Source organism: Mucilaginibacter rubeus (genome assembly GCF_014643835.1).
GTDB lineage: Bacteria > Bacteroidota > Bacteroidia > Sphingobacteriales > Sphingobacteriaceae > Mucilaginibacter > Mucilaginibacter rubeus.
Map to the genome: position 1 here is coordinate 214,462 of NZ_BMKD01000007.1, position 15,430 is coordinate 229,891.

The following is a 15,430-nucleotide window of genomic DNA, read 5'->3' on the forward strand; positions in this document are numbered from 1 at the left end:
GTTTTTTCAGACAGCCTATCCGGCCTGCTGCTCCTCTTCCGTCAGTTTCAGCAATGTGGCTTCATTTTTTATGCGGATGCTTTTGCCCGATATTTCGATGAGCCCCTCGTCGATAAAATCATTTATGGTGCGAAACAGCGACTCATACGCTGCGCCCGTAAATGAGGCCAAATCCTGCCGGGTAAGTTCAATATTGATAAAGCCCTGTTCATTTAGCCCGAATTTGTTTTTGAGCGAAATGAAAGCCTGTGCCACGCGGCCTTTAACCGGCATGTGTGCCAGGTTGCGCATCCGTTTTTCGGATTCCTGCAATTCGTTGGCAAAAAAACGCATGAGCTTAATAACAAAGTTATTGTTAACCTGTAGGGTGCTTTCAAAAAAGGGCATTTCGATGTAGCAAATTATACCTGCCTCAATGGCTGTGGCCGAAACCGGGTAAAACTCAGTACTGCCTAAACCAAGATGCCCAACAATATCGCCTTCGCAGGCAAAACGGAGAATGAGCTCTTTTTCCTTATCCCACTTTTTATGAACCTTTACCGTTCCCGAATAAACAAAGTAAATGCCGGTAACGGGATCACCTTCTTTAAAGATCTGCTGCCCCTTTTTTACAATGATATTTTTCCTGGCGGCACTGATTGCCGGGATCCAGTCGGGCAGGCAGTGTGTACATAAAAAGCAAGTCCCCAAATCGCATTTATCTTTGTTTTTCGCCATTTATTGATGTGTATTTAAGCCGGTGCTGTTATAAAAACATGCTAATTTATTAAAAGCGGCGGCCTTTTGGCTGTTCCCAGGTAGCCATGTTAAAAATAACTCCCAAACTTAACAATACCGCACCGCCAAAAACAGGCCATGGAAATGAGCGGATGCCATTAATGTTAATGCTCCACGGATGGGAATCGAAAGGATTAACGGTATTCAGGTTCCTGAATAGCAACAATCCGGCAATGATGCTTGCGGCACCTAAAACAGAAAGAATAACGCTGGTAATTTTCATAATTATTGTTTGTGCAATGATTTTTATTAAAAACTAAGCAAATGTTGAATAAAAATATTGCATGTGCAATATAAAATTGAAAATAAATTTATTTATGCTGCTTTAAGTATTACCTTTGCAAGAAAAATAGCACAGTCCCCTAAAAACGGAACGGGACTAATCAAAACATGGAAACAAAACAGAACGCCATCCCGGTTTCGCCCTCATTAAATGATCTTTACAATTTTAAATCCGGTTTAAAAGGCACCAGGCAAATGAAAACAAGGCTGATCTTTATATCGGCACTGTGTATTCTTATTGCCGGCCTTATCAGCGTAATAGCCAAAGGCCTTATCTATCTTATTAATATTGTTACCAATATCTCATTTTACGGAACGCTGGATGCCGGCTTTCACAGCCCGGCCAATAACCATTTGGGTTTATGGGTAATTGTTATACCGGCTATAGGCGGCATTATAGTAGGCATTATGGCCCTGTATGGCTCCAAGGCGATCAGGGGGCATGGCATACCAGAAGCAATGGAGCAGATCCTGGTAAATAAAAGCAAAATAAAACCGATTATAACTTTTCTGAAACCCGTATCATCGGCTATAGCCATAGGTACCGGCGGGCCATTTGGCGCCGAGGGACCTATTATTGCAACCGGCGGGGCACTTGGTTCAACCTTTGGCCAGTTATTCAAAATATCGCCCAACGAGCGTAAAATTATTTTGGCAGCAGGAGCAACAGCGGGCATGTCGGCCATATTTGGCACACCCATAGCAGCGGTGTTTTTAGCTATTGAGCTGTTGCTGTTCGAGTTTTCGCCCCGGGCCATATTACCGGTGGCATTAGCTTGTATCACCGGAGCAGCCGGGCACCATCTGTTATTTGAAGCCGGACCTGTATTCCCGATGCCTGATGTAGATACACCTTCAAATACCGCCCTGGCTATTTATAGCATCATTGGCCTGGTCATTGGCTTTATATCATTGGGGCTTACCAAAATAGTTTATTTTATTGAAGATAGCTTTGAAAAACTGCCCATCCACTGGATGTGGTGGCCTGCAATTGGTGGCCTGGCGGTAGGCCTGATAGGTTATTTTGCACCGCACACCCTCGGCGTAGGATATGATAATATCATTACTATTCTTTCGGGCACATTATCATTGATGCTAATTGTGCGTTTGTGTTTATTCAAATTTCTTTCATGGGCTATAGCCCTGGGCAGCGGCACGTCGGGTGGTACGCTTGCTCCCTTGTTAACCATTGGCGGCGCGGCTGGTGCGGCTTTTGGCGCATTGGTACACCTGGTATTTCCTGATGCGGGCATAAGTGTTTCAATAGCTGCGCTTATTGGTATGGCCGCTATGTTTGCAGGCGCTTCAAGGGCTTATTTAACCAGTATCACCTTCGCGCTGGAGGCTACCATGCAATCGCATGCATTACTGCCTTTGCTTGGTGCCTGCACAGCATCGTACCTGGTTTCATTCTTCCTGATGGAAAATACCATCATGACCGAAAAAATTGCCCGCCGTGGGGTATACACCCCTGATTCATACGAACCTGATCTGTTGCAGGTATTGACTGTTGCCGACGTTAATAATGAAGTTGGTGAAACCTTAAAAAGCAATAGTACCATAGCCGAAACAAGGGCCTGGCTTACCGGAAATAATATTACCCAAAGTTTTTTTATAGTGATTAAAAATGATGGCAGCTATGCAGGCATGGTTAGCCTGACCGACATTTATAACCATAGTATTTCTGCCGAACTCACCATAAGTAATATAACCAAGGCAAGTAAACAGGCCGTGAGGAGTAATGATCCCCTGAAACGTGTTGTGGAGATCATGGCTGAAGAATCGGCAGAGGTGCTTCCCGTTATTGCCGCCGGAAATACCATAGCCGGGCAAATCTCCTATAAAGAGATCTTAAACACCTACTATCAGTATGTTGCCGAAAACCGGAAGCAAAACACGCAGATCTCCCTTAAACGACGTAGACTTAAAATTGCCGCCCGTGGCCGCAGCAGGGCTAAATCTTAAAAACAAAAGGCGTTTGAATTAAAAAAGAAACCCCGCGTGATCTTACGTCACGCGGGGTTTCTTTTTTTCTGAACGTTCCTGTCTCGTAAAAAATTAAATACGCCGAAACTGGGTTATTGCTTATTTATTCTATAGCTTTGATTTATAAAATGTTGCCGCTTGTTTAGCAACGTTTTATCCTCCATTTCTGCCAATTACACCTGTTTGATTTAACGTTGCTGTTGAAAGTAATATTTAACCATTAAATCATATTTTATGAAAAAATTTGTAATTGAAAGGGAGCTGCCCGGCGCCGGTAACCTGTCGCCCGAAGAATTACAGGCGATTTCACAGGCATCGTGTTCGGTTGTGAATGAATTGGGTAAGCCCTACCATTGGATCCAATCGTTTGTTACTGCCGATAAGATCTATTGCATCCACATTGCCGAAAGTGAAGATGTTATTCGCGAACATGCCATGAAAGGCGGCTTCCCGGTAAGCAGTATTGCCGAAGTTAAGGCCATCATTGACCCAACAACAAGCACCGCGACAGTTTAATATGATTGTTGTTAAAAGAAGAAAGGCCCATAATTTTATTACAGGCCTTTCTTCTTTTTAATTTGGTATTGGTTAATTCCCGACCGAACCCTGTGAGCCGGTTTTAAACAACGGATCTTCTTTAAAATAAGCACCACCGTTAAAACTAATCACATAATCAGATTTGAAATGCGTACTTTTTTTATAATAATCGGTGCTGATGATCTGTGCACCTGATTTTTGCGCTGCTATAAACGAGCTCATATCATTTGCGCGGGCTTCTTCTGTATCCGAGTCGGCACGGGTACGGATAATGTAACCTTTCTTAACCAGTTTTTGAATGGCTGCCAGGTCCTTTTTAGCATCATTCATAATGTGAATGGCGGCTTCAGGTGTGCCCGGCAATGCATCGGCAAACAATACACGGCCTTTTAACGATGGGTGACCGGCGATATAGGCAGCTCTTTTTTCGCCTTTTTCATCAAGAATAAAAATGAACTTCCCTTTGGCCGCTTTCAACGTCGGCCAGTTGTTATGCAATACGGCAGCTTCAAGGGTTTTGTATGTGCCGCGCACATCATCCGGGGTAATTAAATATTGTTTGCCCAGGTTGTTTAAAATTTCTTTATCCAGATTGTCAAAGGTTTTAGCTGTAAATTTTTCCGGAACAGTGAACCCTGGTTTTTTTGACGGCTCGTCTTTAGCATTCATGGTAATGTAAATGGGATTATGATCAGGATGTTCATCACTCCATTTCTTCAACTCCTGCAGGCAAAGCTTAAAAGTTGCGCAGTTGCTGCGGTAGTCGATATCTTCAATATGAAAAACCTTAAAACCAGGTTCTTTCATTACGCCCCGGGTATCAAACGCCGGCTGTCCCGGCACCCAGTCCAACCCTTTGGGGTGGGCATATCTGCCACCTTTGGTATCAGCATAAACGTCAATTTCCAAAGCGTTTAATCCTAAATTAAGCTGGTCGGTAAGACTGATGTGCTCATAATCTATCTTACTCATACCAACCGAATCGCGCTTTTGCAAAAAACGGAATAGTTTGGGATCAATTGCCTGCTTATAGCTGTTGTGCGAGCCTATTACCTGGAAATGGTTCATTTTCTGGTCGCCTGGATTGCTCAATAGCGCAGATGCTGAAAGAATAATGCCCCCGATTAATCCGCCTGTAAGTTTCATTTTGGTAAATATATTATTGGTTTAACAAAACAAGCGCAAAAGGCCTGCCTTTTGCGCTTGTATAAAAGTTGTTACTAATTAATAACCCGGGTTTTGTTTCAGGTTAGGGTTGGTTTTTAATTCGGTTGATGGAATCGGATATAACCTGCGGGTTGGATCGGTGTTCATTTTCAGGTCGTCCGTTTTGCCGCCCATAACCGGTAGTGGATATTCTTTCTCAAACAAACCATAGCGGATCAGGTCATTACGGCGCCATGCTTCCCATGAAAGCTCACGTGCGCGCTCATCCAGCAAAGCATCCAGGTCAATTGATGTAGCAAGCTCCGCGTGGGCACGGCTGCGTAGTTTGTTTACCAAAGTAAGCGGAGTTTGTGCGTCACCGTTTATGGTAGTTGGAGTAGCGCCGCGTAATATAGCTTCTGCTTTCATCAGGTAAATATCGGCCAAACGGAATACCGGTACATCGTTACTGTTTAAACGGGTAGCCTGGATGATGTTAACATCGGGATAGTATTTAATCGAACGTACACCTTCCGATTGTGAGGTTGTCACATCATTACCCAAATCCATTGGTTTTAAACCGGTAAGGGTTAGGGTTGGGATGATGTTAATTTGCTTGGTTGCGTTCGGGGCCGGGTAATAAACAGGTTGGTTAGTGAAGCCGCCATTGCCATCAGGATAATATTGCGGTCCCGCAAGCCATGTTTTGCTACGGTCATCGCCAGGAATGTTAAAGCGGTTATAAAACTCAGGTGTGGTGCTCATGGCAATACTTAAGCCTACGTTGAAGCCATAGGCCTGGGCCAGGTAATAAAAGAAACCGAAACGGGTAAACTGGTTACCCGGAATTTGCTGGTCGTAAGGAACGGCAAAAATAGTTTCATTAATCTGCGGACCGTTGGTTGGCAAAAATATGTCGCGGTATTTGGCATCCAGGAAATAATTGGTGTTAGCCTGTACGCTATCACACATGGTAACGGTTTCCTGGTAACGGGTGGTGCCTGTATATATACCAGAGTTCAGGTACATTTTTGCAAGCAGGGCAAACACCATACCCTTTGTTGGGCGGCCGTACTGGCCTACGTTTGTTGCTGCGTTGCTGGTTTTAGCGGGCAATAACGGCAAAACGCTTTTAAGCTCGCTTTCAATAAACTCATACACTTTTGCGCGTGGCTGATTGGTAGGTTGCGTAGTTACCGGAAAGTCGGTGATGATAGGAACGTTTCCATACAGGTCCATCATGAAGTAAAGATATAAGGCGCGCATTGCTTTAACCTCGGCAATTGATGACGCTTTTTTTGTTGCTGACGATGAAGAGGCATTGATAACAGTGATAATACGGTTACAAGTGTTAATGCCGCCGAAACCCCACTGCCATACGCCTATGACGTTAGGATGGTCAAAGGTCCAGGTGTGGTAGTGTAACTGGCGGTACTGGCCACCATCGTCAAAGTTACCGTCGCGGGCCGGTAGGATAGCTTCATCGGTAGACATATCCTGCATGCGCCAGTAAGGTACCGCATAGCTTGATGACAGGTTAGAGTATATGGTACCAAGCAATGCGGTATAATCGGCATCGGTGGTTGGGAAGTTTGATTTTACGTATTGTGATTCAACAGGTACATCTAATTTTGTACATGAATATGTGCTCATGATCACAGCAATAGCGGCACATATAAAAAATATCTTTTTCATCTTTTGTCTTTCTGAGGTTTTTTAGAATGATGCGGTTATACCTAAGCTGAACGTGCGTGTTTTAGGATAGAAATCGCGATTATCGATACCCGGGGTTAAACCGCCGATATTAACTTCGGGATCAATACCCCGGTATTTGGTGATAATGAAAATGTTGTTGCCCGAAGCATAAAAACGCAGGCTTTTTATGGCCTGGATGTGTGGTTTAACGGTATAACCCAAAGTAGCATTATCCAAACGCAGGTATGAGCCGCTTTCAAGGAAACGGTCAGAGATCAGGTAGGCATTAACATCCTTAAATGATTCGCCTAAGGTAAACCTTGGGATGTTCTGCAGTTTTGAATCGGCAGGGTTATTCAATGAAGCAAGGGTGGCGTTAAGTATCTTGTTACCATAAACACCACGCACCAGGAAGTTTAAGTCGAAGCCTTTATAGAAAAAACTGTTGCTCCAACCGTAAACCAGTTTAGGCTGCGCATCATATTTAATAAACTGATCAGAAGTTAAAGGCTGGGTTGCTATTACCGATCCGTCGGCTTTTTGATAGGTACTTACACCGTTGGCGTTTTTACCCATATAGTGCCACAGGTCAAATGTGCCAATTGCATAGCCGGGCTGAATGATCTGGCTGTAATTGCCCGACTGGCCTTTACCGCCTAACTGCGCGGTTTGTATAAAGTTAAGACCAAACTGGCTGTTTGATAAGCTTTGTACAACGTTTTTATTATGCGAAACGTTGAATGAAGTACGCCAGGTAAACGCCTGTGATTTTACAGGTACCGCGTTTAAAACAACCTCGATACCGCTGTTTTTGATTTTACCTACGTTGGCAGTGTAAAACGGATAGAAGTAAAGTGTGGTTGATACCGGGTAGGTATAGATCAGGTCGGATGTTTTCTTGATATAGTAATCTACCGAACCGGTTAAGCGGTTGTTAAACAAACCAAAGTCCAAACCGATGTTGGTGGTAGCAGTACTTTCCCATTTCAAATCAGGGTTATCATTACGTACCGGGCCAATAGGATTAACAATGTTACCATTGCTCAAAAATTTACCGCCGCCCGGTGGCACACCGTAAATTAACCTTGCAGTAAAGGCATCAAAACCTAAGCTGTTGCCAGATACACCGTAACCAGCCCTTAATTTCAAATCGCTGATAACGGGAACCGATTTCATGAAATCTTCGTTAATGATTTTCCAACCCGCAGAAGCCGCCGGGAAGTAACCATGCCGCTGGTTAATACCAAATGCCGATGAACCATCTTCCCTTAATGAAGCCTGTAACAGGTATTTATCCGAAAACTCATACTGGCCACGGGCATAGAACGATACAAACCTCAACGTAGATATATAGTTAGGGTTGAACACAATTTGCGAAAGCTGCGTTGGGTTTGACAGTGCCAGGTAGTTGTATGTTAAAGCATCATTTGAAAAGTTTTGTGTTTGCACACCAAAGCCATCGTTATTACGATCCTGCTGATAAGAGTAACCACCTAACAATTTCAATGAATGCTTACCGAATACGCGATCGTAGTTAAAATAGGCCTCAACTACGTTGCTGGTATTGGTGTAAGCACTGCGTACGGCTACTCCATTTTGATTAACATAAATACCAGATTGGCTGGTAGAATAGGTGTTAACGTTATTCTGTTCTTTTTGGGTTGACCCTGATACGGTAAATTTTAAACCTTTCAGGATGTCAACAGAGGCAAAACCATTGATCAATGTTTTGTTGTTCTCTGTTCTGGTAAAGTTGTTATTTATTAATGATAACGGGTTCAAAGGACCGCTACCTGTGCGGGTATAGTTTTCTTTATAGGTACCATCCGGGTTAAAAGGACTAACCGTTGGCAGGTAGAATAAAATACCCGATAACACCTGGCTTTGGAAGATATCGTTGTTTTTGGTAGCACTGTTGGTAAGCGTGATACCCAATTTTAAACGATCATTAAAAAACCGTTGGTTAATGTAACCTTTATAAATAGTACGTTCCAGGCTGGTATTTCTTAATATACCATTGTTTTTCATGTAGTTTACACTTGCACCATACTCCGAATTGGTACCGGCTCCGCCGTATGAAAGATTATGGTTTTGTGAATAACCGGTCCTCTCGGCCAGTTTTTGCCAATTGGTATTTGAACCATCGTCATCAGCAGCGCTTAATTTAGGCACACCGTTGTCTGTTAAATATTTACGCAGCTCGTCGCCGGTAAGTACATCAATGTTTTTTGACACGTTCTCAACGGCGCCATAAGCACTGTAAGTTAACCTTGTTTGACCGGCTTTGGCCCTGCGGGTAGTAACAATGATTACACCGTTGGCAGCACGTGAACCGTAAATAGCGGTTGAAGAGGCGTCTTTCAGCACGTCGATGCTTTCGATATCGGCGGGGGCCAAGAGATCGATAGATGCACCCGGTACACCGTCAATTACATAAAAAGGCTGCTGTGCAGCACCTTCACGCAAAGTTGAGGGGCCCCTTAAAATGGTGGCAGGCTGTTTGTTAGGGTCGCCGCTTTTGGTAATATTTAAACCGGCTACCTTACCCTGCAATAGTTCGGCAGGAGTGGTTAATACACCAGCATTAAAATCTTCGGCTTTAACCGAAGTGATAGCGCCTGTTACGTCCTTGCGGCTCGCGGTACCATAACCGATAACTACAACATCTTTAAGTTGTTTGGTATCGGTAACCATCGTAACATTCACCGTGTTCTTTTCGCCAACAGTAACCTCCTTTGGTACCGAGCCTAAAAAGGTAAATTTAAGTACATCGCCTGCGCCGCTTGTTTTTACAGTATAGGCACCGTTAGCGTTGGTTGAGGTTGATCGTCCCGAACTTTTTACGGTTACCACTACGCCGGGTAAAGGAAGATTACTTTCATCGGTAACGGTACCTTTTATGGTGCCGTCCTGTGCAAAAACCGCTGACGAGGCTATAAACATCAGCAGGAAAAGACAAATCGTTTTACTTTTTTCAAAAAAGAGCCTTAAAATAAATCTGTAGTTTTTTTTCATAGTTTTAATTAATGACAAACCCTGTTTTAATAGATGCCCGAGTTGAGATAGTAGGGCGATAATTGGTGCAAAGCAACGGTTGTTTTATTATCAGGAAATAAATATAGGGTTAACTTATCTATTAATTAAAATCAATATTGCTTTTCTTATTTGTGTTGCTTTCAGCTGGTTTTCAGCTTTTTGCTATTGATAAACAAGGAGGCTTTGTTAACCCGGGATTAACAATGTTTAAATTTTGGCGTTTTGTAAAAAGGGTGTTATGAAGCGCCGGCTAAAAAATTTGACTTTTTTACGATCGATGGAAAAGATACGTTTAGAAGCATTGGCCTAATTTACCGGTTGGCCAGCGAAATCATTGTGTAGGCTCCATTGGTTTGAATGGTAAACATAAATTCGCTGTTTTGGTAAATCTTGCTTCCGGGTTTTCCATAAATTATGTCTCTGAAGTCATGACTTTCAAGATAGTCCTGGAATGAATGATCGTGCAACACAGGACACATGTACAGAAGTTGTTCCATCCTGATGGCAAGGGCTGTTTTTCGTTTCTTATTTTCCCATCTGTCTTTATCCTGGTCAAAAACCCATCCGCTGTTGATTTTATTGAGTTCGGTAGTATAAACGCCCGGCCCTGCTTTCATAAGCCGGATCATATCGGCTGGGGTTATTTCTCTTTCGGCTGTCTTTGATTTGCTCCATGGATGAAAAACAAGTAGTAATATCAATAACGTAGCCGTTAGAAGGCCGATCCAAAGATAATTTCGGCTTTGGGGAGGTTCGGGGATTATCGGATATTCGTGCGGGAACAGTTCATTTTTAATTACCGAGAGTGTATATTTTGCTTCGGCCCGGGCAAGGCCTTCTGCAACCAACAGGGCCTCAATCTCATGATCTGAATTGCCGTCGGCAATCATCCACTTTATCTGTTCGGTAATTTGTTGTTTATCCATTGGTAATGATGACAGGGTTAGGTTTAGTTTTGAAACTCAAGATACATATTTTTATAAAGGCAACATAACGGGAATTAAAAATGCAGGTGGCGTTTCCTGAACGGGATACGCAAGGTAAAAGCGGTACTATTTTTTTAGCGTACAGTTTATAATTATTATTGCACCGCTATAGTTCTTCAAAACCAAATGAAACGTATCCTCCCGGTAATCGTACTCTCCCAGTTTTTTTGCACTTCACTGTGGTTTGCAGGCAACGCGGTTATGGGCGATATAGCCAAACAATTACAGCTTGAACCATCTTATCTGGCTTACTTAACAAGCGCGGTTCAGCTTGGCTTTATTACCGGCACCCTTGTTTTTGCTATCCTTGGTATTGCCGACAGGTTTTCGCCAGTAAGGGTGTTTTTTACCTGTGCGCTTATTGCCGCAGCTGTCAATGCGTTGGCATGTTTACCCGGAACAGATGCTGCGATAATATTAATGCTAAGGTTTACCATAGGTTTTTTCCTGGCAGGGATTTACCCGGTGGGCATGAAAATAGCCTCAGACCATTATCCGCAGGGATTGGGAAAATCTCTCGGTTTTTTGGTTGGAGCATTGGTTTTGGGCACAGCGTTGCCGCACCTGCTTAAAAACCTGATGGCCACGTTGCCATGGCGGTACGTTATCTTGTCGACATCGATATTAGCCGCTTTGGGCGGATGTACGATGATATTATTGGTACCCGACGGTCCGGAAAGGAAGCAGGGAGTGGCGCTTAATCCGGCTGCGTTTTTACAAAGTTTTCGAAACAGGCAATTCAGGGCAGCAGCCTTTGGTTATTTTGGCCACATGTGGGAGCTTTATGCTTTTTGGGCTTTTGTCCCCATGATGCTAACCGCCTACCATAATCGGTTCTCAAATGCAGTTTTGAATGTCCCCTTATTGTCTTTTCTCATTATTGGGATGGGCGCTTTGGCCTGTGCAGCCAGCGGTATCATATCGAAATATCTGGGTGTGAAAAAAGCAGCTACCATCGCGTTGACAATTTCTTGCACCTGTTGCCTGGTATCGCCGCTATTTTTATTTACCGGCTCGACATGGATATTGATTTCATTTTTATTGATATGGGCTATTGCAGTCATTGCCGATTCGCCGTTGTTTTCAACATTGGTTGCGCAAAATGCCTATCAGCAATCAAGAGGAACCGCGCTAACCATTGTCAATTGCTTCGGTTTTGCTGTTACCATTGTAAGTATTCAACTGATCGCGGCTTTACGAACGGCCGAAAACGCGCGATATATTTACATGCTACTGGCCATAGGGCCGGTTTGGGGATTAATGGCACTGATAACAGGGCGAAACACTCACCAAGGATAGAAAAGAGAAAGGCTCCGGATCATAAACCCGGAGCTTTTCTCTTTATTGCTTAATTATTAAATGCTTACCTGAATTTAATATTAACACTTCCGCCCGATGCTTCGGCTTTAACCGGGATGCCGCCGCCATTGTATTTACCGTTAACCCGTTCCTTTTCCCATTGTCCGTTAAATTTAGCAACAGATGATGGCGACACGCCTTCACCTCGCAGGTCGAGGTCGTAGCCCTGGTTTTGCGGAAGTTCGATATCAACGTTACCGGCGCTTGATTCCAGTTTAAGATATTTGCCAACTTTTAGCATTTGAGCGTACAGACCACCGCCGCTGGTTTGCGCGCTAATACTCCCTGCCATGCGTTTAAGATCAATGCTCCCGCCGGAAGTACTGGTGATGAGTTCGCCGCTGATGTTATTGCCGTTAACGCCGCCACCGCTGGTCTCGGCGTTAATGGTGCCCTTTAGGTTTTCTAAAGTTATACCGCCGCCACTGGTTTCAAGCCTGATCCTGCCGTTACAGTTTTTGGCCTCAATACCGCCTCCGCTGGTTTCAAGCGAAATATCATCGCCCGAATTGGAAACATGAATGCCGCCGCCCGAGGTGTTACCGCGGATGGTACCGTAAAGCCTGTCGATAGTTAAACCACCGCCGCTGGTGCTAAATTTTTCGTTGCCTTTTAAGTTATCAAGACCAATACCGCCGCCGCTGGTTTCCAGGTCGGTTGCGCATTGCTGCGGTACATAAATGCGGAATGAGATGCTCAATGAGCTTCTCCAGTTAAAAAAGTTTTGACGCTTGCTTTTTGCAATGGCCCTAACTTCATGCCCGCTAACCGATATGTCGAGTGTATAATCCTTATCAAGGCGTTTTTTGATCTCTTCCTTTGAAAGATCATTCCCGTTGTTGCCTTTAATATAAACTTCCACCCGCGGAGCTTGCCCGGCCTGCCCGCTAACTACGATACCTCCGGCCGATGTACGTACCACGGCGCTGGTAATAGCATCGTTAGCCAATGATTTGGTAAGATATAACGAACGGCTGTCGCCATCTTGCGCTGCCGCCACTGCGGTTTGCCCGGCAAGCAGAAGAAGTAAAATATAATTTTTCATAAAAGGGGTTTTAATCGTGATACAACTATGACCACACTTCACCCCCATACGTTACAGGTGTTTTAATTTTTATTTAGGCAGTTCAACCCAGCAAATCCCATAAATTACCAAAGGGGTCTTTAAAAACGGCAACCGTGCCGTATGGTTCCGCCTGGGGTTCACGAACGAAGATGATGTTTTTGTCCTGCATCGCACGGTAATCGCGCCAAAAATCATCGGTCCTTAAAAAAAGAAATACGCGGCCACCCGTTTGCTGTCCTATACGACTTTTTTGTTCATCACCTACGGCCTTTGCTAACAGCAAGCTACACTCAAATGCCCCCCTGGGTCTTACCAACACCCATCTTTTATTTTCGTTGATCAGGGTATCTTCAATTAAGTCGAAATTCAATTTCTCCGTGTAAAATTGAATTGCTTCATCGTAGTTATCTACAACTACAGTAATATGTGCTATAAATTGTTTCATGAATCAGATTATAACCGCCATTTAAACGCCATGCTGTCGATAGCCCGCATCGTACATAAAATCCCGTTCAAATGATCATGCTCATGCTGCATCAGTTCAGATAGGGCATCCGTCATTACCCACTGTTGTTGCTGCCAGTTTTCGTCAAGGTAATTTACCGTGATGGTTTTATGCCTTTTAACTTTTACCAGCAGGTTAGGAAAGCTCATGCAATCGTCCCAAAGTTCAAAAAGTTCATCGCTGGCGTCCTGTATTTCGGGGTTAATGAAAACTACAGGCTTGTCAATATTCATGTAAACGAGGCGTTTCATAATGCTCAGTTGGGGAGCAGCGATAGCCCGGCCAAAGTTGTATTTTTGCCTGATCTCCTGCATTACATGGTGCATATCTTCAACCCAACCGCTTACCAGCGGCAATTCGTTTCGTAATACCGGCGGGCAAACCTGGTAAAGACGCTCATCGCCAAGCAGCAAAATATCGTTCAATTTTTTCATTCCATAGTAAAACGTAAATTTATCACTTACGGAATCACATTAATCCCTCATGAATTGCTTTAACTTTATACTAAGACCAAAATAAGCGAAAATGCGGGAAAGCTAAACATTGACTTTCTTATCCAAATAAAGTTTTTTTGTAGTTATTTTTATCACATGCAGCCAAAAGAAATTTTAAAAGAGCACGTAAGCAAAACCGCCTCCCTAACCGACGAGCAGTTCGATTATTTCTTTTCGCATTTTACCTACAAAACATTCAAAAAAGGGCAAACTATAATCGGGGAGGGTGATAAAGTAGACTGTGAGTATTTCGTACTTTCGGGCTATCTGAAGTCGTTTTTTATTAACGACGACATGAAAATGTTCATCCTGCAGTTTGCTATGCCTACCTGGTGGGCTTCAGATTATAACGCGCTTTACAGCGGCGAGCGCGCTACAATTAGCCTGGATTGTATTACGGATGCCGAAGTACTTTGCCTCACCGGTCACGATCGCGAAAAGCTTTGTAATGAAATTCACGCAAGCGAGCACTTTTTTCGCTGGCGTACCAACAGGGGCTATGTAGCTGCTCAAAAAAGGCTGCTGTCATTTATGAATAACAACGCCAGGCATCGTTATGAAGAGCTGCTGGCGCAGTACCCTACCTTGTACAATGTGGTTCCTAAACAATTAATAGCCTCATACTTAGGCGTTTCAAGGGAAACATTGAGCCGTTTATACCATTCTTAAAATGTGACGTACATCACATAAATAAAGCGGTGTTTCAATTGTGATGTAGGTCACATAGTTTCCAGGCCATTAGTCCCCAACTTTGTATCGTCATTAAAGACATAACAAAATGGAAACTCAAAAATTTGAAATCATCAGCGCAAAAAGTAACATCGACTGGATTGGTCGTAAGGTTACAGGCGCACACAATGGTACCATCGCTATAAAAGAAGGTTCTTTAACTTTTGCAGATGGACAATTAACCGGCGGTAAATTCGATATCGACACCACCTCTATTAAAATTCTTGACATAACTGACCCGGCTACCAACGCCCAGTTTGCTGGCCACCTTGCTTCCGACGACTTCTTTAATTCAGAAAATTATCCCGAAGCCCAATTTGTGGTTACTGCGATCAACAAAGGTAGCAACGGCACTTATCGGATCACCGGCGACCTGACCATAAAAGGCATCACTCATTCCGTAAGTTTTGACGCGCAGGTTGCTACCGCAGCCGATACGGTAAGCGCAACCGGTAAAGTTGTGGTCGACCGTACCAAATATGGTATGAGGTTTCGTTCCGGAAACTTTTTTAAAGACCTGGGCGATACACTTATCTACAATGATTTTGACCTGAATGTAAACATAACCGCAAAAGCTGTTTAAAACAGCTTTTGCTTAAAAACTAAAGCCATGCCATACGTAAAAATTGAACTGACCCGCGAAGGTGTTACCCGCGAGCAGAAACAAATCCTGATAAAGGGTGTAACCGATTTAATTACCGATACCCTGAACAAAGACCCGCATTTAACCCATGTAGTGATCAGCGAAATTGAGCTGGATGATTGGGGATATGCCGGCGAACAGACATCAGTATTAAGAGAAAGAGGCATCACTGCCGACAAGAAGTAAAAC

Annotated in this window: 15 protein-coding genes; 6 read left to right on the forward strand and 9 right to left on the reverse strand. The window is 43.7% G+C overall.

Translation table 11 applies throughout. The features are described 5' to 3' along the window. Positions 1 to 15: 15 nt before the first annotated feature. Together IEX80_RS21775 and IEX80_RS21780 are read right to left on the reverse strand one after the other, a co-directional pair. Entirely contained in the window at positions 16 to 717 is a 702-nt protein-coding gene (locus tag IEX80_RS21775) for a Crp/Fnr family transcriptional regulator (RefSeq protein ID WP_188834130.1), read from the reverse strand. A 49-nt stretch (positions 718 to 766) separates the two neighbouring features. Next, positions 767 to 1,000, reverse strand: coding sequence for a hypothetical protein (locus tag IEX80_RS21780; protein WP_188834131.1), 234 nt, complete (start codon positions 998 to 1,000; stop codon positions 767 to 769). A gap of 167 nt (positions 1,001 to 1,167) precedes the next feature. Between IEX80_RS21780 and IEX80_RS21785 the strand changes: the two genes are divergently transcribed. After that, complete coding sequence (locus IEX80_RS21785) at positions 1,168 to 3,024, forward strand: chloride channel protein (RefSeq protein WP_188834132.1); 1,857 nt, start codon at positions 1,168 to 1,170, stop codon at positions 3,022 to 3,024. A 255-nt stretch (positions 3,025 to 3,279) separates the two neighbouring features. Beyond that, the gene (locus tag IEX80_RS21790; protein WP_090533628.1) at positions 3,280 to 3,561 is read left to right on the forward strand and encodes a DUF4242 domain-containing protein; all 282 of its coding nucleotides are present in this window, start codon (positions 3,280 to 3,282) and stop codon (positions 3,559 to 3,561) included. Positions 3,562 to 3,633: 72 nt separating this feature from the next. On the opposite strand, the gene IEX80_RS21795 is transcribed toward IEX80_RS21790, so the two are convergent. From IEX80_RS21795 to IEX80_RS21810, 4 genes are all read right to left on the reverse strand, one after another. Further along, entirely contained in the window at positions 3,634 to 4,728 is a 1,095-nt protein-coding gene (locus IEX80_RS21795; RefSeq protein WP_090533626.1) for a phosphatidylinositol-specific phospholipase C1-like protein, read from the reverse strand. Between the two features lie 78 nt (positions 4,729 to 4,806). After that, positions 4,807 to 6,423: a RagB/SusD family nutrient uptake outer membrane protein gene (locus IEX80_RS21800; protein WP_188834133.1), complete on the reverse strand. Its 1,617-nt coding sequence runs from the start codon at positions 6,421 to 6,423 to the stop codon at positions 4,807 to 4,809. A gap of 21 nt (positions 6,424 to 6,444) precedes the next feature. Continuing rightward, positions 6,445 to 9,438: a SusC/RagA family TonB-linked outer membrane protein gene (locus IEX80_RS21805; RefSeq protein WP_188834134.1), complete on the reverse strand. Its 2,994-nt coding sequence runs from the start codon at positions 9,436 to 9,438 to the stop codon at positions 6,445 to 6,447. Positions 9,439 to 9,770: 332 nt separating this feature from the next. Further along, the gene (locus IEX80_RS21810; RefSeq protein ID WP_188834135.1) at positions 9,771 to 10,385 is read right to left on the reverse strand and encodes a hypothetical protein; all 615 of its coding nucleotides are present in this window, start codon (positions 10,383 to 10,385) and stop codon (positions 9,771 to 9,773) included. Positions 10,386 to 10,571: 186 nt separating this feature from the next. Between IEX80_RS21810 and IEX80_RS21815 the strand changes: the two genes are divergently transcribed. After that, positions 10,572 to 11,744: an MFS transporter gene (locus IEX80_RS21815; RefSeq protein ID WP_188834136.1), complete on the forward strand. Its 1,173-nt coding sequence runs from the start codon at positions 10,572 to 10,574 to the stop codon at positions 11,742 to 11,744. A 64-nt stretch (positions 11,745 to 11,808) separates the two neighbouring features. On the opposite strand, the gene IEX80_RS21820 is transcribed toward IEX80_RS21815, so the two are convergent. The 3 genes from IEX80_RS21820 to IEX80_RS21830 all read right to left on the reverse strand — a co-directional run bounded on the left by IEX80_RS21820 (position 11,809) and on the right by IEX80_RS21830 (position 13,809). After that, a complete protein-coding gene (locus IEX80_RS21820) occupies positions 11,809 to 12,849 on the reverse strand; it encodes a DUF4097 family beta strand repeat-containing protein (RefSeq protein ID WP_188834137.1) in 1,041 nt (346 codons plus the stop codon). 82 nt (positions 12,850 to 12,931) lie between these two features. Beyond that, positions 12,932 to 13,315 carry a VOC family protein gene (locus IEX80_RS21825; RefSeq protein ID WP_188834138.1) on the reverse strand — a complete coding sequence of 128 codons (384 nt, stop codon included), beginning with the start codon at positions 13,313 to 13,315 and terminating at the stop codon, positions 12,932 to 12,934. Between the two features lie 8 nt (positions 13,316 to 13,323). Continuing rightward, on the reverse strand, positions 13,324 to 13,809 hold the full coding sequence (locus tag IEX80_RS21830; RefSeq protein WP_090533611.1) for a peptide deformylase: 486 nt from the start codon (positions 13,807 to 13,809) through the stop codon (positions 13,324 to 13,326). Between the two features lie 156 nt (positions 13,810 to 13,965). On the opposite strand from IEX80_RS21830, the gene IEX80_RS21835 reads away from it, so the two are divergent. The 3 genes from IEX80_RS21835 to IEX80_RS21845 all read left to right on the forward strand — a co-directional run bounded on the left by IEX80_RS21835 (position 13,966) and on the right by IEX80_RS21845 (position 15,427). Further along, a complete protein-coding gene (locus IEX80_RS21835; protein ID WP_090533609.1) occupies positions 13,966 to 14,538 on the forward strand; it encodes a Crp/Fnr family transcriptional regulator in 573 nt (190 codons plus the stop codon). 109 nt (positions 14,539 to 14,647) lie between these two features. Continuing rightward, on the forward strand, positions 14,648 to 15,181 hold the full coding sequence (locus IEX80_RS21840) for a YceI family protein (protein ID WP_090533607.1): 534 nt from the start codon (positions 14,648 to 14,650) through the stop codon (positions 15,179 to 15,181). A 27-nt stretch (positions 15,182 to 15,208) separates the two neighbouring features. Continuing rightward, positions 15,209 to 15,427, forward strand: a complete 219-nt coding sequence (locus IEX80_RS21845; protein WP_090533605.1) for a tautomerase family protein — start codon at positions 15,209 to 15,211, stop codon at positions 15,425 to 15,427. Positions 15,428 to 15,430: the final 3 nt, after the last annotated feature.

Bases quoted from the DNA above. Each gene is read 5' to 3' on its own strand.
- IEX80_RS21775 (WP_188834130.1), bottom strand. From the start codon at position 717: ATGGCGAAAAACAAAGATAAATGCGATTTGGGGACTTGCTTTTTATGT.
- IEX80_RS21780 (WP_188834131.1), bottom strand. From the start codon at position 1,000: ATGAAAATTACCAGCGTTATTCTTTCTGTTTTAGGTGCCGCAAGCATC.
- IEX80_RS21785 (WP_188834132.1), top strand. From the start codon at position 1,168: ATGGAAACAAAACAGAACGCCATCCCGGTTTCGCCCTCATTAAATGAT.
- IEX80_RS21790 (WP_090533628.1), top strand. From the start codon at position 3,280: ATGAAAAAATTTGTAATTGAAAGGGAGCTGCCCGGCGCCGGTAACCTG.
- IEX80_RS21795 (WP_090533626.1), bottom strand. From the start codon at position 4,728: ATGAAACTTACAGGCGGATTAATCGGGGGCATTATTCTTTCAGCATCT.
- IEX80_RS21800 (WP_188834133.1), bottom strand. From the start codon at position 6,423: ATGAAAAAGATATTTTTTATATGTGCCGCTATTGCTGTGATCATGAGC.
- IEX80_RS21805 (WP_188834134.1), bottom strand. From the start codon at position 9,438: ATGAAAAAAAACTACAGATTTATTTTAAGGCTCTTTTTTGAAAAAAGT.
- IEX80_RS21810 (WP_188834135.1), bottom strand. From the start codon at position 10,385: ATGGATAAACAACAAATTACCGAACAGATAAAGTGGATGATTGCCGAC.
- IEX80_RS21815 (WP_188834136.1), top strand. From the start codon at position 10,572: ATGAAACGTATCCTCCCGGTAATCGTACTCTCCCAGTTTTTTTGCACT.
- IEX80_RS21820 (WP_188834137.1), bottom strand. From the start codon at position 12,849: ATGAAAAATTATATTTTACTTCTTCTGCTTGCCGGGCAAACCGCAGTG.
- IEX80_RS21825 (WP_188834138.1), bottom strand. From the start codon at position 13,315: ATGAAACAATTTATAGCACATATTACTGTAGTTGTAGATAACTACGAT.
- IEX80_RS21830 (WP_090533611.1), bottom strand. From the start codon at position 13,809: ATGAAAAAATTGAACGATATTTTGCTGCTTGGCGATGAGCGTCTTTAC.
- IEX80_RS21835 (WP_090533609.1), top strand. From the start codon at position 13,966: ATGCAGCCAAAAGAAATTTTAAAAGAGCACGTAAGCAAAACCGCCTCC.
- IEX80_RS21840 (WP_090533607.1), top strand. From the start codon at position 14,648: ATGGAAACTCAAAAATTTGAAATCATCAGCGCAAAAAGTAACATCGAC.
- IEX80_RS21845 (WP_090533605.1), top strand. From the start codon at position 15,209: ATGCCATACGTAAAAATTGAACTGACCCGCGAAGGTGTTACCCGCGAG.